Genomic DNA, 22,429 nt, shown 5'->3' on the forward strand with positions numbered 1-22,429 from the left:
GACTGATAAAAATGGAGCTAACAAAAAATAGCGGCTAATCATAGCTCACCATGGCTCCTTTGAGAATGCCGGCGTGTTTTCATCCAGAGGGATAGCCTCCTGACGCGGCACGTTTTCCAACCGCCAATGTGCGACCGCCCAGCTCAATAATAATGGCAGGTCAAGATCTTGCCAGCTTTCCGGCAGCGGTTGACGCAGAAATTTCAGCGCGGCGATCAGCACCGGGCGCGGATCGCCGGCGGGCAACGCCGGCGCATGGTTTTGCTTCGACAGCTTGATGCCGTTGGCGCCCAGCGCCAGCGGCAGATGCACATAGGCGGGCACCGGCGCCTGCAGCTGGCGATAGAGGGCAATTTGGCGCACCGTCGGTTCGATCAGATCGGCGCCGCGCACAATCTCGGTCACGCCCTGAAAATGGTCGTCGATCACCACCGCCAGGTTGTAGGCGAACAGCCCGTCGCGGCGGCGAATGATAAAGTCTTCCCCCGCCAGCGCCGGATCGGCGTGCAATTCTCCCTGCAGGCGATCGTGGAACCCGTAAACGGGCGCGGTCTGGCGCAAGCGGATGGCGGCGCCCTGCGGGCCGAGCTGCAAATCGCGGCAGTGGCCGTCGTACAATCCGCCGATCTGCTGGATGCGGCTGCGGGTGCAGGTGCAGTAATAGCTGAGCCCCTGGCGCTGCAACAGATCCAGCGCGGCGCGATAGGCGTCGTGACGTTGGGATTGATAGATGACCTGGCCGTCCCAGTGGAGACCATAATGTTCCAGCGCGGACAGGATGCGAGCGGCGGCGCCGGGGACTTCGCGCGGCGGGTCGATATCTTCGATGCGAACCAGCCACTGCCCGCGTTGGGCGCGAGCCTGAAGGTAGCTTCCCAGAGCGGCAATCAGCGAACCGAAATGCAGATCCCCGGAAGGCGATGGGGCAAAGCGCCCCACATAATGACTTTCTTGCATATCAGAGGGGAGAGGTTCCCTTTTCTCTGTGCGGCGCACGCAGGTGCGCACGCCGCAGCGGTAACAACGGTATTAGCCGGCCATCTGCTTTTCGCGGATCTCAGCCAGCGTCTTGCAGTCGATGCACAGATCGGCGGTCGGACGCGCTTCGAGGCGACGAATGCCGATCTCCACGCCGCAAGATTCGCAGTAGCCGAAATCATCGTCTTCCACTTTCTTCAGCGTTTTCTCGATCTTTTTGATCAGTTTGCGTTCACGGTCACGGTTACGCAGTTCAAGGCTGAACTCTTCTTCCTGGGTAGCACGGTCGGCCGGATCAGGGAAGTTGGCTGCCTCTTCTTGCATATGCGATACAGTACGGTCCACTTCGTCCCTGAGCTGGTTGCGCCACGCTTCAAGAATGCGCTTGAAATGCGACAACTGGGCGTCGTTCATGTACTCTTCGCCCGGCTTCTCTTGGTACGGCTCCACCCCAGCGATGGCGAGAATGCTCAAGGACGAGGTTTTACGGTTTTGCCCTTCTTGCATGTTGCTTCTCCTACATACACACGCACTATCGAATCCCCAATGCGGGGGAAAAACAGGCCGCTATAAATAACAGAAGGAAGGTAGGTTGGCAATTATTCCTGTCGCCCGCTTGACAATCGTGTGAAGGAGGGCGTATTTGGCGATCGTGCTGGCCGGTTGTCTATTTATAGGGACCCGACTGCGCTAATCGATAAAAAACGGCAGCTTATCGCAGAGATAAATACCGTCAGGTGATAACTTTGCCCCGTAACAAACCACTTCCACTCCCAACTGCCGGACCTGTGCCAACAGCGCCGCATAGCGCTCATCTATATGATGTGCCGGTGCGACCTGCTCAATACCGCTGTGTAACACGGCAAAGAACAACACCGCCCGTTGCCCGCTTTCAACCACGCTGAGCAACTCACGCAGGTGCTTTTGCCCTCTGAGCGTTACCGCATCAGGAAAGTAACCACGTTGTTGTTGCAGTAATGTGACTGACTTAACTTCAATATAGCAGTTAACCCGATTTTCTGCCTGTAATAACAAATCGATACGGCTGTTTTCACCGCCGTATTTCACTTCGCCGCTGATTTTACTGTAACCGGATAATTCATTGATTAAATTGTGTTCAATTGCCTCGCGCACCAGCGTGTTGGCGCGCAGGGTGTTGACGCAGATCCAGTGCCCCTGTCGGGTATGGGTCAACTCCCAGCTGTGGGCGTATTTGCGCTTGGGATTATCCGAGGTGGAGTACCAAACGGTGTCGCCGGGCGTGGCGCAGCCGGTCATGGCGCCGGTATTGGCGCAGTGCAGCGTAAAGGTTTCCCCTTCCGGGGTGATCACGTCCGCCAGAAAGCGTTTGTAACGTTTGATCAGCGTGGCGGAACGCAGCGGTGGAGAGAAAATCATGCGGATGCCTGCTTGGCCAGCGGCCACTGCTCGAGGTGTTGATAGCGGGTGCGGCCGTTTTCGAACACCGACTCATATAAGGAAAAGGCGTCGGCGCTGAACGCCCAGCCCGGCGTCGCCGGCGGGATCGCCACCGGCTGGGTGGCGGCGCGCAACAGCGTGATGTGCGGATGGAACGGCAGCGCGCTTTGATGGCAGCCGTTGCGGGCGGCCTGCGAACGCAGCAGCTCGGCCAGCTGCAGCAGCCCGCGCGGCGCGCGGCGGGTGCCGAGCCAGACCACGCCGGGGCGCGGCCAATGGCCGAGATCGTCGAGCCGCATGCTGAAGCCGGGTTGCACGATGCGGCCGGCCAGTTTGCGCAGCGCCAGCTCTTTCTGCGCGGTGACCTCGCCGAGAAACGCCAGCGTCAGGTGCAAATTAGCCGCCACCACCGGTCGGCCGGCCTCCGGCGCAAACGCCTCGGCGCGCCAGCGGATCACCTGCTGTTGCAGGGCATCAGGCAAGGACAGAGCGAAAAACAGGCGGCGCGAATTGGACATGGGGGCTCGGTAAATAATGACAAATCCGTCGGGACAGAGATGAATGCGGCTTGCAACGGTCCCGCGCGAAGCGGGACGCATGGACGAGCTCCGTACTATAGCTAACGCCGCCGCAGTTTGAAAGGCTACGGGGACAAAGCTAATGCTACACTGTACGCCGTTTAACGTTAATCACCACGGAGAGTTCAGTGTCTTCATTGCCCGTCAGCGCGGTGCTTGATGAGTTGTTGGCTGCGTTGCAGTCCGCTCCTCAGGTGCTGTTGCACGCCCCGACCGGCGCCGGTAAATCCACCTGGCTGCCGCTGCAGATCCTGGCTAAGGCCGGGTTGCCGGGGCGCATTATCATGCTGGAGCCGCGGCGGCTGGCGGCGAAAAACGTCGCCTATCGCCTGGCGCAGCAACTGGGGGAGGAACCCGGCCAGACCGTGGGCTACCGCATGCGCGCCGAAAGTAAAAGCGGGCCGCAAACCCGGCTGGAAGTGGTGACGGAAGGCATTCTCACCCGCATGCTGCAGCAGGACGCCGAACTGCAGGGTGTGTCGCTGGTGATCCTCGATGAGTTCCACGAACGCAGCCTGCAGGCCGATCTGGCGCTGGCGCTGCTGCTCGACGTGCAGCAAGGGCTGCGCGACGATCTGAAACTGCTGATCATGTCTGCCACCCTGGACAACGCTCGCCTGTCGCAAGTGCTGCCGGAAGCGCCGGTAGTGGTGTCCGAGGGGCGCAGCTTCCCGGTTGAGCGTCTGTATCAGCCGTTGGCCAGCCATCAGCGGCTGGAAGATGGCGTAGCGGCGGCGGTGAAGCGGTTGCTGGCCGAGCAGCCGGGATCTTTGCTGCTGTTCCTGCCGGGCGTGGCGGAGATCAATCGGGTGCTGGAGCGATTGACCGGCGAGGTGGCGAGCGATACCGATCTTTGCCCACTGTATGGGGCGCTGCCTCTGGCCCAGCAGCAAAAAGCGATTCAACCGGCGGCGTCTGGCCGCCGCAAGGTGGTGCTGGCGACCAACATCGCCGAAACCAGCCTGACGATCGAGGGCATTCGGCTGGTGGTGGACAGCGGCCTGGAGCGTGTGGCGCGCTACGACGTGCGCAATGGTTTGACGCGGCTGGCGACGCAGCGCATCAGTCAGGCGTCGATGGTGCAGCGCGCCGGGCGCGCCGGGCGCCTGGAGCCGGGCATTTGCTGGCATCTGTTCGCCAAAGAACAGGCGGAGCGCGCGGCGGAACACGCCGAACCGGACATTTTACAGAGCGATCTCACCGGCTTCTGGCTCGAACTGCTGCAGTGGGGATGCCATGATCCGGCGCAGCTGATCTGGCTGGATGCGCCTCCGGCGGCGGCATTGGCGGCGGCCAGGGCGTTGCTGCACCGGTTGGGGGCCACGGATGACGGCGGCAAACTTACCGCCCCGGGGCGCCAGATGGCCGCGCTGGGGTGCGAGCCGCGGCTGGCGGCGATGCTGGTCGCCGGCGCGGCGCTGAGTGCCGACGGCCTGGCGACGGCGGCGTTGCTGGCGGCATTGCTGGAAGAACCGCCGCGCGGCGGGCAGATGGATATCGGCTACTGGCTGAGCCGCCCGCAACCGAACTGGCGGCAGCGTGCCGCGCAGTTGACCAAACGCCTGCCGCAACGTGCGGGGCAAATCGACGTCGATCTGGCGCCGCGCCTGTTGGCGCAGGCATTTACCGATCGTATCGCCCAGCGGCGAGGCCAGGACGGCCGCTACCTGCTGGCCAACGGCCTGGGGGCGGCGATGAACCAGGACGAGGCGCTGTCGCGCGCGCCTTGGCTCATCGTCCCCAGTTTGTTGCAGGGCCACAACAGCCCCGATGCGCGTATCCTGTTGGCGTTGCCGGTGGATATCGACGCGCTGGCGGCGCAGCTGCCGGCGATCGTCACGCAGCGCACGGCGGTGGAGTGGGATGACGAGAAGGGCACGCTGCGCGCCTGGAAGCGTCAGCAGATCGGCCGTCTGACGCTGCGCGCCCAGCCGCTGGCCAAACCGGCGGATGAAGAGCTGCAGCAGGCGCTGCTCGATTGGGTGCGCGCACAGGGGCTGGCGGTGCTCAACTGGGAGGGCGCCGCCGAACAATTGCGGGTGCGCCTGCAGTGCGCGCAAGCCTGGCTGCCGGAGGCGGCATGGCCGGCGATGGACGAGGAACCCCTGCTGGCGGCGCTGGAGCAGTGGCTGTTGCCGTCGCTGAACGGCGTGCGCGATCTGCGCGGTTTGAAGCAGGTCAACATCGCCGAGGCGCTGTCCCGTCTGCTGGACTGGCAGCAAAAGCAGCGGCTGGATAATGCGCTACCCACTCATTACACTGTGCCGACCGGCAGCCGCCTGCCGATCCGTTATGAGGCCGGCAAACCGCCGGCGCTGGCGGTGCGTTTGCAGGAGGTGTTCGGCGAGCAGCGCAGCCCGATGTTGGCGGAGGGTCGCATCCCGGTGGTGCTTGAGTTACTCTCACCGGCGCACCGGCCGTTGCAAATCACCGGCGATCTGGCGGCCTTCTGGCAAGGCGCCTATCGCGAGGTGCAAAAAGAGATGAAGGGCCGCTACCCGAAACACGTTTGGCCGGACGATCCGGCCACGGCGGTACCGACGCGCCGAACGAAGAAATATCAGTAGGTCGCGATCATTTAAGGTTTGGAATTCAGATGTTTCTTCTGGTCAGCGCTGCGGCGTAGGCACAGATTAAGCGACTAATCATGGCCGGCAGTGTCGGCAAGCTCGGAGAACAACAGCCATGGCTGGGGATGACCGCGAGCCCATCGGGCGCAAAGGAAAACAACCAAAAAGCACCGCGTCGCGCAAGCCGCCGCGCCGTCGCCGAGACGACGATTATGACGATTACGAAGAAGACGAGTATGACGATGATGAGTATGAAGAGGAGGAGGAACGCATGCCGCGTAAGGTAAAAGCGACTCCGCCGCGTAAAAAACGCCGTTGGCTTGGCCTGTTTATCAAACTGATCCTGGTGATCGCCGTCCTGTTGGCGATCTATGGCGTCTATCTGGACTCGCAGATCCGAAGCCGCATCGACGGCAAAGTCTGGCAGCTGCCGGCGGCGGTGTACGGCCGCATGGTCAACCTGGAGCCGGGCATGCCGTACAGCAAGAAGGAGATGGTCAACCTGCTGGAAGGCATGCAGTATCGCCAGGTCAGCCGCATGACGCGTCCGGGCGAGTTTACCGTGCAGGCCAACAGCATCGAGATGCTGCGCCGCCCGTTCGATTTCCCGGATGGGAAAGAAGGGCAGATCCGCGCCCGTCTCGACTTCCAGAACAACCGCCTGGCGAAGATCGAAAACCTGGACAGCGGCCGCAGCTTCGGCTTCTTCCGCCTCGATCCGCGTCTTATCACCATGCTGCAGTCGCCGAACGGTGAACAGCGTCTGTTCGTGCCGCGCTCCGGTTTCCCGGATTTGTTGGTGGATACGCTGATCGCCACGGAAGACCGCCACTTCTATGAGCATGACGGCATCAGCCCGTACTCCATCGGCCGTGCGGTGCTGGCCAACCTGACCGCCGGGCGTGCGGTGCAGGGCGGCAGTACGCTGACGCAGCAGCTGGTGAAGAACCTGTTCCTGAGCAACGAACGTTCGCTGTGGCGTAAGGCTAACGAAGCCTATATGGCGCTGCTGGTGGATTACCGTTACAGCAAGGACCGCATTCTGGAGCTGTATCTGAACGAGGTGTACCTCGGCCAGAGCGGCAGCGACCAGATCCGCGGTTTCCCGCTGGCCAGCCTGTACTACTTCGGCCGTCCGGTGGATGAGCTGAGCCTCGATCAGCAGGCGCTGCTGGTCGGCATGGTCAAGGGCGCGTCGCTGTACAACCCGTGGCGTAACCCGAAACTGGCGCTGGAGCGCCGCAACCTGGTGCTCAAACTGCTGCAGAACCAGGGTGTGATCGACGGCGAGCTGTATGACATGCTGAGCGCGCGTCCGCTGGGCGTGCAGCCGAAAGGCGGCGTCATTACGCCACAGCCGGCGTTTATGCAGATGGTGCGTCAGGAACTGCAGACCAAGCTGGGCGAGAAGGTCAATGACCTGTCTGGCGTGAAGATCTTCACCACGCTGGATCCGGTGTCGCAAGACGCGGCGGAAAAAGCGGTCGAAGACGGCATCCCGGCGCTGCGCGCCGCGCGTCACCTGCAGGATCTGGAAGCGGCGATGGTGATCGTCGATCGCTTCAGCGGTGAAGTGCGCGCTATGGTCGGCGGCGCCAACCCGCAGTTCGCCGGCTTTAACCGCGCCATGCAGGCGCGCCGTCTGGTCGGCTCGCTGGCCAAGCCGCCGACGTACCTGACCGCGCTGTCCGAACCGGATAAATACCGCCTCAACACTTGGCTGGCGGATGCGCCGCTGTCGCTGAAACAGCCTAACGGCGCCGTCTGGCAGCCGAACAACTATGACCGTAAATTCCGCGGTCAGGTGATGCTGGTGGATGCGTTGGCCAACTCGCTGAACGTGCCGACGGTGAACCTCGGCCTGTCGGTCGGGCTGGATCAGATCAGCGCTACGCTGCAACGCCTGGGTATCCCGAAAGCGGAGATCAACCCGGTGCCATCGATGCTGTTGGGGGCGATCGGCCTGACGCCGATGGAAGTCGCGCAGGAGTACCAGACCATCGCCAGCGGCGGTAACCGTGCGCCGCTGTCGGCGGTGCGGTCGGTGATCGCCGAAGACGGCACGGTGCTGTACCAGAGCTTCCCGCAGGCGGAACGCATGGTGCCGGCGCAGGCCGCTTATCTGACGCTGTACGCGATGCAGCAGGGCGTGGCACGCGGGACTTCCCGCTCGCTGTCGGTGAAGTTCCCGAACTACAACCTGGCGGCGAAAACCGGTACCACCAACGATCTGCGCGACAGCTGGTTCGCCGGTATCGACGGCAAGGAAGTGGCGATCGCCTGGGTAGGGCGCGACAACAACGGCCCGGCCAAACTGACCGGCGCCAATGGCGCGTTGACCCTGTATCGCCGTTATCTGGAAAACCAGACGCCGCTGCCGCTGATGCTGCAGCCGCCGGAAGGCATTAACCAGATGAGCATCGACTCTGCCGGTAACTTTATCTGCGGCGGCGGCAGCTGGCGCACCATCCCGGTCTGGACCGACAATCCGCAGGGATTGTGCCAGGCCAGCCAGGCGGCGGTGCAGCAACAGCAGCAACCGGCGGCGGGTGAGCAAAAAGATGGCGATGGCGTCGCCGGCTGGATCAAGGATATGTTCGGCCAGTAATCGCTACCGGGGCGTCGGCCCCGGTGAAAATTTTTTCTTTGTTATTAAGCCCGTAACCTTGGTTGCGGGCTTTTTTATTTTTCCGCTCGTTTTATTTCCCTGTTAACCGCATGGCTAAGCGCCTAATCCTTAACCTATTTGCCTTATGAATTCGGCTTGCAGTTTAATTTGGCTTCTGCATAAAATGCGACGCTTATAATAATTATTATCGTTTAGATTCGTCATTTAATTATTCATCAGAGAAATCAACTATGCCGACCAAGCGCCTTTCATCATCCGCGGCCAAGCAGGGCCGTACCTCCGTCAGCGCGTTAGCGATCACCGTCGCCGCGGCGTTGGGCACGCTGGCGATGCCGGCTTTTTCCGCCGACGCCAAGCCGGCCGCCAAGGAAGACACGATTACCGTTGTGGGCGGTAGCAACACCGCCCAACAGGAAAGCGCCTGGGGGCCGGTCGGCACCTATGTCGCCAAACGCAGCGCCACCGGCACCAAAACCGATACGCCGATCGAGAAGAACCCGCAGTCCGTTTCCGTGGTGACGCGTGAAGAGATGGACATGCGTCAGCCGGATACGGTGAAGGGCGCGCTGGCCTATGCGCCGGGCGTATTTGCCAGCCGCGGCAGCTCCTCGACCTATGATGCGGTGGCGATCCGCGGTTTCCCGGCCACCAACACCACCCAGTATCTGGATGGTCTGCGCTTGCTGGGCGACAACTACAGCGAAGCGTCCATCGATCCTTATTTCCTCGAGCGCGCCGAGCTGCTGCGCGGCCCGGTCTCGGTGCTGTACGGCAAAAGCAACCCGGGTGGTTTGGTCTCGATGGTCAGCAAGCGGCCAACCACCGAGCCGCTGCGCGAAATCCAGTTCAAAATGGGCACCGATAACCTGTTCCAGACCGGTTTCGATTTCAGCGACGCGCTGGACGATCAGGGTATCTATTCTTACCGCCTGACCGGCCTGGCGAAAGACAGCGATACGCAGCAGACCATGAGCAAAGAGAAGCGCTATGCGATCGCGCCGTCCTTTAGCTGGCGTCCGGATGACAAAACCAACTTCACGTTGTTGGCCAACATTCAAAACGATCCCTATACCGGTTATTACGGCTGGCTGCCGAAGCAGGGCACGCTGATCCCGTTGCCGGACGGTAGCAAACTGCCGACCGATTTCAACGAAGGCGAAGCCAGCAACTATATGGCGCGCAAGCAGCGGATGATCGGCTACAGCTTCGAACATGCCTTCAACGATACCTGGGCGGTACGACAGAACCTGCGTTACATGCAGGTGGACACCGATATGAAGAGCATCTACGGATTCGGCTTGTCATCACCGACGACGATCAATCGCTTCTATGTTCAATCGAAGGAACACCTGAACAACTTCTCTGTAGATACCCAGGCACAAGCGAAGGTGAAAACGGGGCAGATCGATCACACCTTATTGTTTGGGGTGGATTACTCACGCATGCGTAACGACATTAATGCTATTTATGGCAGCGCCAGCGCTCTGAGCATGACTCATCCGCAGTATGGCAATGATGCTATTGAGGTGGGTTCTTATTACAACTTCCTGAACCGTCAGGAGCAAACCGGCCTGTATGTGCAGGAGCAAGGGGAGTGGAACCAGTGGCTGTTGACGCTGGGCGGGCGTTATGACTGGGCGAAGACTTCCGCCTATAACCGCGATACGAGTTCGACGAGCCAGCAGACCGATCGCCAGCTCACCTGGCGCGGCGGCCTGAATTACCTGTTCGACAACGGCGTGACGCCGTATTTCAGCTACAGCGAATCGTTTGAACCGAATCTGGGTACAACCCGCGGGGGGAGCACCTTCAAACCGTCGATCGGCAAGCAGTATGAGGCCGGCGTGAAATACGTGCCGAAGGATCGCCCAATCGTGCTGACCGGTGCGCTGTATCAGCTGACCAAAAACAACAACCTGACACCGGACCCAAGCAATGCACGGTTCAGCGTGCAGAGCGGCGAGATCCGTTCGCGCGGCGTGGAGCTGGAAGCCAAGGCGGCGTTGAATGCCAACGTCAACCTGATCGCCTCCTATACCTATACCGATGCGAAGTACACCAAAGACAATACCTATCAGGGCAAACCGACCGTCGAAGTGCCGAAACACATGGCTTCGCTGTGGGCGGATTACACCTTCCACGAAACGGCGGTGAGCGGCCTGACGCTGGGTTCCGGCGTGCGTTACGTCGGCTCCAGCTCGAGCTTCAACAGCGATAATTCCGCCTTCAAGGTGCCGGACTACACGCTGGTGGACGCTACCATTAAATACGATCTGGCGCGCTTTGGCCTGCCGGGCTCGTCCGTGGGCGTCAACATCAACAACCTGTTCGACAAGACCTACGTGTCGAGCTGCTACCGCGACTACGCCTGCTACTGGGGCGCAGAACGCCAGGTGGTCGCCACCGCAACCTTCCGTTTCTAACCGGATAGCCGGGGCGGCGCCGCGCCGCCCTGGACAAAGCAGGATCTATGCAGGACAAACATCTTAATCCCGGCGCAACTTTCGCGCTGGATAACGCCAGCTTCGCCGTCCCCGGCCGGGTGCTGTTGCAACCGCTGTCGCTCAGTTTTCCCCAGGGCAACGTCTGCGGCTTGATCGGCCATAACGGGTCCGGTAAATCCACCCTGTTGAAATTGCTCGGGCGGCATCATGCCCCCAGCGGTGGCCAGGTACTGCTCAATCGGCAGCCGTTGGCGCAGTGGGACAGCAAATCCTTCGCCCGCCAGGTGGCTTACCTGCCGCAGCAGTTGCCGGCGGCGGAAGGCATGACGGTACGCGAGCTGGTGGCCGTCGGCCGCTATCCGTGGCACGGCGCGCTGGGGCGTTTTGGCGCCAACGATCGCCAATTGGTGGAAGAGGCCATTTCACTGGTGGGGCTGAAGCCGTTCGCCAACCGCCTGGTGGACAGCCTGTCCGGCGGCGAGCGCCAACGCGCCTGGCTGGCGATGATGGTGGCGCAGGACAGCCGCTGCCTGCTGCTCGACGAACCGACGTCGGCGCTGGACATCGCGCACCAGGTCGAGGTGCTGGCACTCATCCAGCGCTTGAGCCGCGAACGCGATCTCACGGTGATCGCCGTACTGCACGACATCAACATGGCGGCGCGCTACTGCGACCATCTGGTGGCGCTGCGCGGCGGTGAAATGATCGCCCAGGGCGGCCCGCTGGAACTGATGCAGGGGCCGGTGCTGGAGCAAATTTACGGTATTCCTATGGGCACCTTGCCGCACCCGAGCGGCGGCGCGCCGGTGAGTTTTGTCTACTGATGTCTTCTGCATTCACTTCTTCTCACGATCCGCTGCGCCGCCGTTTATTGATGGCGCTGGCGCTGTCGCCGCTGTTGGGCTCGTTGCCCGGCCGAGCGGCGGATGTGCCGCCGGATATCGCGCGCGTTGCGGCGCTGGAATGGCTGCCGATCGAGCTGCTGTTGGCATTGGGCGTGACGCCGCTGGCGGTGGCCGATGTCCATAACTACAACCTGTGGGTGGCGGAGCCGAAGCTGCCGGCGGCGGTGGTCGATGTCGGCCAGCGCACCGAACCCAATCTTGAACTGCTGCAGCAGCTCCAGCCTTCGCTGGTGTTGCTGTCGCAAGGCTATGGCCCGACGCCGCGGAAAATCCAACCCATCGCGCCAACCATGAGCTTCGGCTTCAACGACGGCAGCGGCAAACCGCTGACCGTCGCCCGCCAGTCGCTGATGGCGCTGGGCCAGCGGTTGGGCATAGAAAGCCGGGCGGTAAACCACCTGGCGCAGTTCGACCGCTTTATGCAGGATGCGCGTCAGCGCCTGCAAAGCTACACCCGGCAACCGTTGCTGCTGTTTTCACTGATCGATACGCGCCATGCGTTGATCATCGGCCAGAAAAGCCTGTTTCAGGAGGCGATGGATCAATTGGGCATCCGCAATGCCTGGCAGGAGCAAACCGACTTTTGGGGCACGGCGGTGGTGGGCATTGAACGGTTGGCCGCGGTGCGTAACGCCCGGGTCATCTATCTCGATCACGGTAATCAGGCGATGATGGACAAGGTCAGCGCGACGCCGCTGTGGCAGTCGTTGCCCTTTGTGCGGCAAAACCAGCTGCGGCAGGTGCCGGCGGTGTGGTTCTATGGCGCTACGCTGTCGACGATGCGATTTTGCCGCCTGTTGGCGCAGGCCCAGGAGAGCGCGGCATGAATGCGGGCATTCGGAGATTACCACTGACGCTGATCCTGCTGTTGCTGGCGGCGGCAGGCGGCCTGACGATATACAACCTGGCGCAGCAGCTGCCGCCGGCGCAATGGTTGCGGGCGCTCAGCGCGCCGGACATCGACGACGTGCGGCAAATGCTGTTCCATTACAGCCTGCTGCCGCGGTTAACGGTGTCGCTGTTGGCCGGCGCCGGCCTGGGATTGGTCGGCGTGCTGTTCCAGCAGGTGTTGCGCAATCCGTTGGCGGAGCCGTCGACGCTCGGCGTTGCCGCCGGCGCGCAGCTCGGCCTGACCATCGCCACGCTGTGGGTGCTGCCGGGGGGCGAATTCACTCGCCAGCTGGCCGCTATGGTGGGCGCGATTGTGGTCGGCGGGCTGGTGTTTGGCGTCGCCTGGGGCAAGCGGATGTCGCCGGTGACGCTGATTTTGGCCGGGCTGGTGCTGGGGCTGTACTGCGGCGCGGTCAACAGCCTGTTGGCGCTGTTTCATTACGATCAGCTGCAGGGCATGTTCCTGTGGGGAACCGGTGCGCTGAACCAACAGGACTGGAGCGCCGTACAGTTCCTCCTGCCGCGTTTGCTGGTGGCAGGCGCGCTGGCGGCGCTGTTGCTGCGCCCGCTGACGCTGCTGGGGCTGGACGACGGCGTGGCGCGTAACCTGGGGCTGGGGCTATCGATGGCGCGCTTCTGCACCCTGGGGCTGGCCATTATCTTCAGCGCCATGTTGGTGAGTGCGGTGGGCGTTATCGGCTTTATCGGCCTGTTTGCACCGCTGATGGCGAAGATGTTGGGCGCGCGCCGCCTGGCGCACCGCATGATGCTGGCGCCGTTGCTGGGGGCGCTGCTGCTGTGGTTGACCGATCAGGTGATGCTCGGGGTAACGCAGGTGTGGCGCGAGATCCCGACCGGCGCGGCCACCGCGCTGTTCGGCGCACCGCTGCTGCTGTGGCTGTTGCCGCGTTTGCGCAGCGCCGCCACGCCGCCGCCGATGAACCTCGGCGACAAGGTGCCTGCCGAACGCGGGAATCTGCCTGCCTGGATCCTGGTGGGTGGCCTCGTACTGCTGATCGGCCTGACGCTGGCGCTGATGCTGGGCAAAAATGCCGGCGGCTGGCACTGGAGCCTGGGCGCGGAACTGGATTCCTTGCTGCCGTGGCGCTGGCCGCGGGTGCTGTCGGCGCTGGCGGCGGGCATGATGCTGGCGGTCGCCGGCACGCTGATCCAGAAATTGACCGGCAATCCGATGGCCAGCCCGGAAGTGTTGGGCATCAGTTCCGGCGCCGCTTTTGGCGTCGTGATGATGCTGTTTATGGTGCCGGGCGACGCCTTCGTTTGGCTGCTGCCCGCCGGCAGCCTGGGGGCGGCCGCAACGCTGCTGATCATCATGATCGCCGCAGGCCGCGGCGGTTTCTCGACGGAACGCATGCTGCTCGCCGGTATCGCGCTCAGCACCGCCTTTACCACCGTCATCTTCCTGCTGTTGGCCAGCGGCGATCCGCGTATGGGGGGCTTGCTGACCTGGCTCTCCGGCTCGACCTATTCGGTGGAGCCGGCGCAGGCGCTGCGTACCGCGCTGGTGGCCGCCGGCCTGATGGTATTGGCGCCGCTGTGCCGCCGTTGGTTGACCATCCTGCCGCTCGGCGGCGCCACCGCCCGTTCGGTGGGCATTGCGCTGACGCCGGCGCGGTTGACCATTCTTTTATTGGCTGCCGTGCTGACCGCGATGGCGACCCTGACCGTAGGGCCGTTGAGCTTTGTCGGGCTGATGGCACCGCATATGGCACGCATGCTGGGCTTCCGCCGTGCGCTGCCGCAGATGGTGATCGCCGCGCTGCTGGGCGGCTTGCTGATGGTGTTTGCCGACTGGTGCGGGCGGATGCTGCTGTTCCCGTACCAGATCCCCGCCGGGTTATTGGCGACCTTTATCGGTGCGCCGTACTTCGTTTATCTGTTGCGTAAGCAGACGTCGTAATCGGCATCTCGGCCGTGCTTTTTCTGCCCTCAAAGGTTCAGCGTCGCTGAGCCTTTTTTATTTTTCAGGGTGTTGCAAGGAGCTGCGAGCGATTGCGCAAAAACGATATTGCGTGCGAAAAGGAACACGAGACGTGGTGGTGAGATGAATATACTGCGGGCGGGTGCTCTGGATCTTTGTCTCTGGAGCCTGCGTGAAAGATACAAAGAGAAAAGCCCCGAGTCGATATCCATCAACCCGAGGCCTACTCTAACGCGTGACAACGTTAAGTTAGCCTCTTACCCGCCGCGAGGCAAGGAGAAGAAGGCATGATGCCGAACAAACGGAGCCTGTTAAAATTGGTGGTTATTTGTGCCACAGTAATATCACTGGCATGGATAACTCGCAGCACGCTGTGTGAGTTGCGGATCCGATCGGGCACTACGGAGGTTGCGGCCATTTTGGCTTACGAATCCGAACGGTAAGGCAACCCGGCGGCGGGGGCTTTGCCTCCGCTTGCCGGCAAGTCGCTGCGTTGATCCGGGAGCACCCATCCGCTCAAAAAAAACGGCGAGCCTAAGCTCGCCGTTTTCATGTTGATGTCGGGGCTTATTTCAGGCCGGCGGCATCGCGCAGCAGCGCGGCTTTGTCGGTCGCTTCCCACGGGAAGTGCTCGCGGCCGAAGTGGCCGTAGGCAGCGGTTTCGCGGTAGATCGGCTGCAGCAGATCCATCATCTGGATCAGGCCGTATGGGCGCAGATCGAAGAATTCGCGTACCAGCAGCGTCAGCTGCTCGGTCGGCACTTTCTCGGTACCGAAGGTTTCCACCATGATGGAGGTCGGTTCCGCTACGCCGATAGCGTAAGACACCTGGATCTCGCAGCGATCGGCCAGGCCGGCGGCGACGATGTTTTTCGCCACGTAGCGCGCCGCGTAAGCCGCGGAACGGTCAACCTTGGACGGATCCTTACCGGAGAAGGCGCCGCCGCCGTGGCGCGCCATGCCGCCGTAGGTGTCGACGATGATCTTACGGCCGGTCAGGCCGCAGTCGCCCATCGGGCCGCCGATAACGAAACGGCCGGTCGGGTTGATGTGGTATTTGGTGCCCGCCGTCAGCCATTCTGCCGGCAGGACCGGTTTGATGATCTCTTCCATCACCGCTTCTTGCAGATCTTTCAGCGCGATGTCTTCGGAATGCTGAGTGGACAGCACCACGGCGTCGATGCCGACGATTTTGCCGTCGTCGTACTGGAAGGTCACCTGGCTCTTCGCGTCCGGACGCAGCCACGGCAGGGTGCCGTTTTTGCGCACTTCGGACTGGCGCTGCACCAGACGGTGCGCGTAGGTCACCGGGGCCGGCATCAGCACGTCGGTTTCGTTGGTGGCGTAGCCAAACATCAAGCCCTGATCGCCGGCGCCCTGCTCGAGAGGATCGGTACGGTCAACGCCCTGATTGATATCCGGGGATTGCTTGCCGATGGCGCTCAATACTGCGCAGGAGTTGGCGTCAAAGCCCATGTCCGAATGAACGTAGCCGATTTCGCGCACGGTCTTGCGGGTGATCTCTTCGATATCGACCCAGGCGCTGGTGGTGATTTCACCGCCGACCAGCACCATGCCGGTTTTCACGTAGGTTTCGCAGGCGACGCGCGCCTTCGGATCTTGTTCCAGGATGGCGTCGAGGACGGCATCGGAGATCTGATCGGCGATTTTATCAGGATGTCCTTCGGAGACGGATTCGGACGTGAATAGGTGTTTAGCCATTGTGTTCTTTACCTTGCATAAGACGGGTTAGAAATTACTGCACAGCGCTGGAGATCCGGCATCAAAGCGAAGGGTCTTCCGCTGATGGCGCGAGATGCATCCTGCAACGCCCCTCAGGCAAAGCCGTTAAGCAGTTTATCAGTTAACCAGTATAGATGGATTAACATCTGGACGTCTATTTTAGGTCAGGGTTTAGCCAGATTGCCAGTAATTTTTTGCGCTTTCGCTCTTTTGCGCAAACGGGTTGGCGCCATTTTCATCGCTTGAAACAGTTTTCGGCGAATTTTCATTTTGCTTTTTCACCTGCTTACCGGTATAAACTGCGCGCGCGGTTCATTTGCTGCACAGTACGGCGGTCTGGCGTGGTGGAAGGTGCGATTAACTTCCGCTTTGCATTCGCCGGCGTTGCGCTATTATCCGTCGCGGGCGTTCGCCGTAAGCGCCGCCGCTTCATCGAACGGTCACGTTCTTACACTATTTTAGAGGCTGGGTCGTTCACTCCGAACGGCGCGCGTGGAGGTGGTTGGATTAATGATCCGTTGTCTACCGGTTGTTGGTTCTCAACAGCAGTGCCGTTCTGGCGCACATTCTTCTGCTATTTCCCGTCTTGTCTCTCTGTCACTTACCAGGTGCGATAAACACTTGGCCGCTACTCAGGATTCTCGGGCCGGCTAACGGTCGTCTGAAGAACTGAACAAGGGTAGCCTGCAGCCTTCCTGTGGGATGTTTCTTGGCCCGATTCACGAGGTTTGAACAGGGTGTCTTACAATTATATGAGTGATAAACCGATCGCTGACCGCGAACGGCAGTTCTCTTCGCTGCCGCCGGCGCGGCTTGTTGGGTTGTTCTCGCGGGTTGTAGCTGCGATAGTGGCTGACGGTTTCGTCAGTGCGGAATGTGAGGCGAACCATGTCTGATGATCTGTTGATTCACCGTCCGCCGGTTGCGGGCGAGTCTTTATCTTTGCGCTCCATGCAGGAGGTTGCCATGAATGATCGTAATGCCAGCAAGATGCTGCGTACTTATAACGTCGCCTACTGGGGCAACAATTACTATGACGTCAACGAGCTGGGCCATATCAGCGTGTGCCCGGATCCGGATGTCCCGCAGGCGCGCGTCGATCTGGCAGAACTGGTGAAAACGCGCCAGCAAGACGGCCAACGTCTGCCGGCGCTGTTCTGCTTCCCGCAGATCCTTCAGCATCGCCTGCGTTCGATCAACGCCGCGTTCAAACGCGCGCGCGAGTCCTTCGGTTACCAGGGCGGTTATTTCCTGGTGTATCCGATCAAGGTGAACCAGCATCGCCGCGTGATTGAATCGCTGGTGAACTCCGGCGAACCGCTGGGGCTGGAAGCCGGCTCCAAGGCCGAACTGATGGCGGTGCTGGCGCATGCCGGCATGACCCGTTCGGTGATCGTCTGTAACGGCTATAAAGATCGTGAATACATTCGCCTGGCGCTGATCGGGGAAAAACTGGGGCACAAGGTGTACCTGGTGATCGAGAAGATGTCCGAGATCAACCTGGTGCTGGAAGAAGCCGAACGGTTGAACGTCATACCACGCCTGGGCGTGCGTGCGCGTCTGGCTTCGCAGGGCTCCGGCAAATGGCAGTCGAGCGGCGGCGAAAAATCCAAGTTCGGTCTGGCGGCGGTGCAGGTGCTGAAGCTGGTGGAAACCCTGCGTGAAGCGGGCCGCCTTGACAGCCTGCAACTGCTGCACTTCCACCTGGGTTCGCAGCTGGCCAACATTCGTGATATCGCCACCGGCGTGCGCGAATCGGCGCGTTTCTACGTTGAACTGCACAAGCTGGGCGTCAACATTCAGTGCTTCGATGTGGGCGGCGGCTTGGGCGTCGACTACGAAGGCACCCGCTCGCAGTCCGACTGCTCGGTGAACTACGGCCTGAACGAATATGCCAACAACGTGATTTGGGGCATCGGCGACGCCTGTAACGAACACGGCCTGCCGCACCCGACGGTGATCACCGAGTCCGGCCGCGCCGTGACCGCGCACCACACGGTGCTGGTCTCCAACGTGATCGGCGTAGAACGCAACGAATTCAGCGAACCGCTGCCGCCGGAAGCCGACGCGCCGCGCGCGCTGGAAAGCATGTGGGAAACCTGGCTGGAAATGAACGAGCCGGAGAACCGCCGCTCGCTGCGCGAATGGCTGCACGACAGCCAGATGGATCTGCACGACGTGCATACCCAATACGCGCACGGCATGCTGGACTTGACCAAGCGCGCCTGGGCCGAGCAGCTGTATCTGAACATCTGCAACAAGATCCAGCAGCAGCTCGATCCGAGCAACCGCGCGCACCGCCCAATCATCGACGAACTGCAAGAACGCATGGCGGACAAGTTCTACGTCAACTTCTCACTGTTCCAGTCGATGCCGGATGCCTGGGGTATCGACCAGCTGTTCCCGGTGCTGCCGCTGGAAGGGTTGGATAAGCCGCCGGAAGGCCGCGCGGTGCTGCTCGACATCACCTGCGACTCCGACGGCACCATCGACCACTATGTCGACGGCGACGGCGTGGCGACCACCATGCCGATGCCGCCGTACGATCCGGAGAATCCGCCGGCGTTGGGCTTCTTCATGGTCGGCGCGTACCAGGAAATCCTCGGCAACATGCACAACCTGTTTGGCGACACCGCCTCGGTTGACGTGTACGTGTTCCCGGACGGCAGCGTCGAGACCGAACTGTCCGACGAGGGCGACACCGTGGCGGATATGCTGGAGTACGTGCAGCTCGATCCGAGTGCGCTGCTGGCCAAATTCCGCGATCAGGTCAAAGAAACCGATCTGGACAGCGAGCTGCAGGCGCAGTTCCTGGAAGAGTTTGAGGCCGGTCTGTACGGCTACACGTATCTGGAAGACGAGTGATGAAATGAAGAAAGGCCGGGCGTCGTTAAGGCACCCGGCCTTTTCTTTTCTGTTGCACGGGTACGTTATAGATGGCGTACAGGTCGCAGATACTTATGCTGTCGTTTTAACGGTGTCGCAGGGCGTACTAAATATTACCGGGCTTTTGCCGCCTTGATGCAACGTCCTGCTATGCAGTGGTGAGCTCAACGCGTTACGAAAAGTATGTTTTATTTCATATTGTTATTTAATTTATCCTTCCGATAAATTCATTTCCTAAATACAAGAAACCTCTGAAATTAACATTTTCATTCACAAACTATATTTTCCTGTTAAAAATATAATCAATATTATTTATTGCTATTCATTATAAGCTCGATAATTTAACAGTTTGTCTTTCGTTTTGTTTTATATTTGTTATGGGATTAAGTTTTTTATTAAATGCCTGTATGGTTTGGTCTTTCCTTATTAATGAGAAATCTCCTTGTTTTATAGCGGGTTGTATTTTTTTCTATATTTATTCATTCCTGTTGTTAGGGTCTGATTCTGATTTTTAAAAAAGTAAATTCATTAATCATGGTCTTTGGTTTTGTTTTTTTCTCCTTTTTTTGTTTTTGATTGAATTAATGTTTTTAAATGTCTTATTATCCTTGGTGGTTTTCTAAGTGCTAATGACATTCCTTAGATTTTATAATGATGACTCCATGCATGGCACCCATATTATCTTGCGTGAAGTATTATATATTGGCATCGGTAATAGAGATGCGCAGTAAACGTGGTGTTCACGCCACGGTAAATTATGTATATCGACATATAACTTAGTGGTTTAAATAATATAAGGGACTTATATGAAAAAGTATCTGGTAGCTTCCGCACTGGCCTGTGCGGCGATCTCTTCCTCCGCATTCGCCGCCGACGGCGTAATTAACTTCACCGGAAAAATCGTCGACAACGCCTGCATAGTGGATCCGACGCTGAACGTGCAGATGGGGGATGTGGCGGCGGCGGCATTTAAAAATGTCGGTGATGAGGCTCAAGAGCAGTCCAGACTGTTCTCATTGGATCTGAAAGATTGCCCGGCCAACCTGAAAACAGCCACCGTGCAACTGGACGGCGAGGCGGATGCCGATAATAAAGATCTGTTTAAGCTCACCGCCGGCGGCGCCACCGGGCTTGCCTTGCGTATTAAGGGGCCAAGTCAGGATATCGTCCCAGGTGGCAAGTCAGAAGCTCTCGAATTAAAGGAGGGTACTAATTCCCTCACCCTCTTAGCAGTCTACAAATCAACGGATAAAGTCACCGCCGGTGATGCTAACGCCACTATCCAATTTAGCGTTTCGTATAACTGATTCTTTTGGTTCATCGCGCTTTACCGGGGAACGCTGCTTTGATTTTCAGGAAGAAGTAAGCGTTATCCCGGTATCCATAGGCCATCCGCTTCATCACTTTTATCTTATTGTTCATCCCTTCCAGCACGCTGGTATTCAACCTGTGTCTGGCACTCGCGATGATGCCACCGGCATACCCTTTCAGTTTCTCGGCGAAGTGTTGCAACGCCTTGATTCCGCTTTCCTGAGACTGCCTGTACCAGCTTGTCCAGCGTCTCTGCGCCTCTTGTTCACTCGGGGCGTACCACAGTTCTTTCAGCGTCGTTTTCATCAGCCATACCACATTCAGCGGCTGATTCGCCTCCAGCAACTCCGTGAGCTTTACCTCATGCCCTTCGGGCAGGTTTTCTGGGTTGCGCAGCAGCAGCCAGCGGCTGCGTTTGATGACCTGACGCGATTTTGGGTTATCACGGAGTTGATTGGCCTGGTCGACGCGGACCCGGTCGATAACCTCCCGGCCATACTTTGCCACCACATGGAACAAGTCATAGACCACTTCCGCCTGCGGGCAGTGATGCCTGACCTCCAGGTCTAACGCCGTATTCATATCCATGGCGACAGACTGGATAGCAGCACAGCCTTCAGCGCCCAGCCAGACGAAGAAGGGGCGGAAGGCCGCTCTGCTGCGGCCTTCGCCCACCCACAACACCTGTTGCGTATCCGCATCCATCACCACGGTGGCATAGCGATGTCCTTTGAACAGGGCGAACTCATCCATCACCAGACGGCGGAGGGTATGGCGCTGCGGCTCTGTTCGTTCCCGCAGCAGACGCCGGTAGTCGATATTCTTGACCGTATGCCAGTGCAGTCCGGTGAGTTGTGCAACATGTTTAATCGGCAGTAAACGGGTCAGTGACTCAACCCATACGGATAGCGTCGTGGTATATCTCTGGCGTTCAGGCAACCAGCTGATTTTTTCGGTGGTGACCCCGCAATGGGGGCAACACAGGCGCCGGACGGGGACGTTGAGCCAGACGACCCAATCGAGCAGCTGGCGTTCACGCACTCGGCGGAAGGAAACATCATGCACAACAGGCACCCGCCGCTCACAACGACGACAACAGGGCATGACGGCAGCGTCAGGCTGGAGCTGGATAAGCAGGGAGTTGGCAGAAGGATGCGAGAAGGAATTGACGACAAAGCCTTCCCAGAACAGGGAGCAAAGGTTAGCATTCATAGTGACGGCAGTTTTGAAGGTTTAGGGTGTGTTTTGGCGAATACAAACCTAAACGTTCTGACTGCCGTTTTCTATTGGTTCACGCTAAAGCGCGATGAACCATTCTTTTTAGCATTAATTTACCGGCGGAATACCTTTTCGCCGGTTATTCGCTGCATCTTCGCCCGCCAGAATGGGTATTCCGCAGCGCTTATTGAGAAACGGGAAATAACATCAGGGAATGGAAACAATGAAGGCAGTCTATCTGGCGTTGTGCGCCACGTTGTTACTCAACAGTTTTCAGGCCGCCGCTGGCGTCGTGGTTGGCGGCACCCGTTTGGTCTATCCCGGCGGTAAGAAGGAAGCGACCATCACGGTAAAAAACCCGGACGATATCCCTTATCTGGTGCAGTCGTGGGTTAACGCCGATCTGGAAGGTAATGTAAAAGCACCGTTCCTGGTGACGCCGCCGCTGTTTCGCTTGAATGGCGGCAAAGAAAACACGCTGCGGGTGGTGAAAACCGCGCAGGCGCTGCCGGAAGATCGCGAATCGGTCTTCTGGCTCAGCGTCAAAACGGTGCCGCCGGAGGCGGAAGGCAAAGGCAACCACCTGCAAATCGCGGTGCGCACCCGCATCAAACTGTTCTATCGCCCGGCGTCGCTGGTCGGTTTGCCTGAAGAGGCGGCTAAAAAGGTGCGCTGGGAGCGCAGCGGCAACACGCTGAAGGCGATCAATGACTCCCCCTACTACTTAAGCTTCTCCACGGTTTCCGTCGCCGGCGAAAAAATCAAAGAGCCGCAGATGGTGGCGCCGTTCGCCACGCTGGCCTATACCTTGCCGCCTTCAGCAACGGGCAAGCAGGTGAGCTGGCAGGTGATTAACGACTACGGTGGCCTGAGTGCACAGTTCCAACAGGCGCTGTAACGTGCCCATCGGCTATC

16 protein-coding genes are annotated in these 22,429 nt (G+C 59.7%); 10 read left to right on the forward strand and 6 right to left on the reverse strand.

Annotation, left to right across the window (positions count from 1 at the left end; translation table 11 throughout):
• Window positions 1-45 precede the first annotated feature (45 nt).
• The 4 genes from gluQRS to thpR form a co-directional block, all read right to left on the reverse strand.
• Entirely contained in the window at window positions 46-957 is a 912-nt protein-coding gene (gluQRS, locus tag GF111_RS16860) for a tRNA glutamyl-Q(34) synthetase GluQRS (protein WP_047729869.1), read from the reverse strand.
• Window positions 958-1,029: 72 nt separating this feature from the next.
• Window positions 1,030-1,485 (reverse strand): RNA polymerase-binding protein DksA, encoded by a 456-nt coding sequence (gene dksA / locus GF111_RS16865; RefSeq protein WP_004937569.1) that lies wholly within the window; start codon window positions 1,483-1,485, stop codon window positions 1,030-1,032.
• Window positions 1,486-1,668: 183 nt separating this feature from the next.
• Entirely contained in the window at window positions 1,669-2,376 is a 708-nt protein-coding gene (gene sfsA / locus GF111_RS16870; protein ID WP_038872409.1) for a DNA/RNA nuclease SfsA, read from the reverse strand.
• Window positions 2,373-2,915 (reverse strand): RNA 2',3'-cyclic phosphodiesterase, encoded by a 543-nt coding sequence (gene thpR, locus GF111_RS16875; protein ID WP_038872406.1) that lies wholly within the window; start codon window positions 2,913-2,915, stop codon window positions 2,373-2,375. The genes sfsA and thpR overlap by 4 nt, the downstream gene beginning before the upstream one ends.
• Before the next feature lie 188 nt (window positions 2,916-3,103).
• Here thpR and hrpB point away from each other — a divergent pair, with 188 nt between their 5' ends.
• The 7 genes from hrpB (at window position 3,104) to GF111_RS16910 (ending at window position 14,799) form a co-directional block, all read left to right on the forward strand.
• A complete protein-coding gene (gene hrpB, locus GF111_RS16880) occupies window positions 3,104-5,542 on the forward strand; it encodes an ATP-dependent helicase HrpB (protein ID WP_186766887.1) in 2,439 nt (812 codons plus the stop codon).
• Window positions 5,543-5,660: 118 nt separating this feature from the next.
• Window positions 5,661-8,153 (forward strand): bifunctional glycosyl transferase/transpeptidase, encoded by a 2,493-nt coding sequence (mrcB, locus tag GF111_RS16885; protein WP_055311951.1) that lies wholly within the window; start codon window positions 5,661-5,663, stop codon window positions 8,151-8,153.
• Window positions 8,154-8,404: 251 nt separating this feature from the next.
• Window positions 8,405-10,597: a ferrichrome porin FhuA gene (gene fhuA / locus GF111_RS16890; protein WP_224217738.1), complete on the forward strand. Its 2,193-nt coding sequence runs from the start codon at window positions 8,405-8,407 to the stop codon at window positions 10,595-10,597.
• A gap of 47 nt (window positions 10,598-10,644) precedes the next feature.
• The gene (gene fhuC / locus GF111_RS16895; protein WP_055311954.1) at window positions 10,645-11,442 is read left to right on the forward strand and encodes a Fe3+-hydroxamate ABC transporter ATP-binding protein FhuC; all 798 of its coding nucleotides are present in this window, start codon (window positions 10,645-10,647) and stop codon (window positions 11,440-11,442) included.
• Entirely contained in the window at window positions 11,442-12,350 is a 909-nt protein-coding gene (gene fhuD / locus GF111_RS16900) for a Fe(3+)-hydroxamate ABC transporter substrate-binding protein FhuD (RefSeq protein WP_055317660.1), read from the forward strand. Before fhuC ends, fhuD begins: the two co-directional genes overlap by 1 nt.
• Window positions 12,347-14,335, forward strand: coding sequence for a Fe(3+)-hydroxamate ABC transporter permease FhuB (gene fhuB / locus GF111_RS16905; protein WP_147190357.1), 1,989 nt, complete (start codon window positions 12,347-12,349; stop codon window positions 14,333-14,335). Before fhuD ends, fhuB begins: the two co-directional genes overlap by 4 nt.
• 311 nt (window positions 14,336-14,646) lie before the next feature.
• On the forward strand, window positions 14,647-14,799 hold the full coding sequence (locus GF111_RS16910) for a Hok/Gef family protein (RefSeq protein WP_004937610.1): 153 nt from the start codon (window positions 14,647-14,649) through the stop codon (window positions 14,797-14,799).
• Window positions 14,800-14,923: 124 nt separating this feature from the next.
• Here the strand turns inward: GF111_RS16910 and metK are convergent, their stop codons facing one another.
• Window positions 14,924-16,078, reverse strand: coding sequence for a methionine adenosyltransferase (gene metK / locus GF111_RS16915; protein ID WP_033654692.1), 1,155 nt, complete (start codon window positions 16,076-16,078; stop codon window positions 14,924-14,926).
• 909 nt (window positions 16,079-16,987) lie between these two features.
• Here metK and speA point away from each other — a divergent pair.
• The gene (gene speA / locus GF111_RS16925; RefSeq protein WP_055311965.1) at window positions 16,988-18,964 is read left to right on the forward strand and encodes a biosynthetic arginine decarboxylase; all 1,977 of its coding nucleotides are present in this window, start codon (window positions 16,988-16,990) and stop codon (window positions 18,962-18,964) included.
• An 827-nt stretch (window positions 18,965-19,791) separates the two neighbouring features.
• Window positions 19,792-20,292, forward strand: coding sequence for a fimbrial protein (locus GF111_RS16930; protein ID WP_038874457.1), 501 nt, complete (start codon window positions 19,792-19,794; stop codon window positions 20,290-20,292).
• Between the two features lie 10 nt (window positions 20,293-20,302).
• Here the strand turns inward: GF111_RS16930 and GF111_RS16935 are convergent, their stop codons facing one another.
• Window positions 20,303-21,508, reverse strand: a complete 1,206-nt coding sequence (locus GF111_RS16935; RefSeq protein WP_047729874.1) for an ISL3 family transposase — start codon at window positions 21,506-21,508, stop codon at window positions 20,303-20,305.
• Between the two features lie 229 nt (window positions 21,509-21,737).
• On the opposite strand from GF111_RS16935, the gene GF111_RS16940 reads away from it, so the two are divergent.
• On the forward strand, window positions 21,738-22,412 hold the full coding sequence (locus GF111_RS16940) for a molecular chaperone (protein WP_038874459.1): 675 nt from the start codon (window positions 21,738-21,740) through the stop codon (window positions 22,410-22,412).
• The last annotated feature ends 17 nt before the right edge of the window (window positions 22,413-22,429 follow it).

It is taken from the genome of Serratia sp. HRI (assembly GCF_010119335.3).
GTDB lineage: Bacteria > Pseudomonadota > Gammaproteobacteria > Enterobacterales > Enterobacteriaceae > Serratia > Serratia nevei.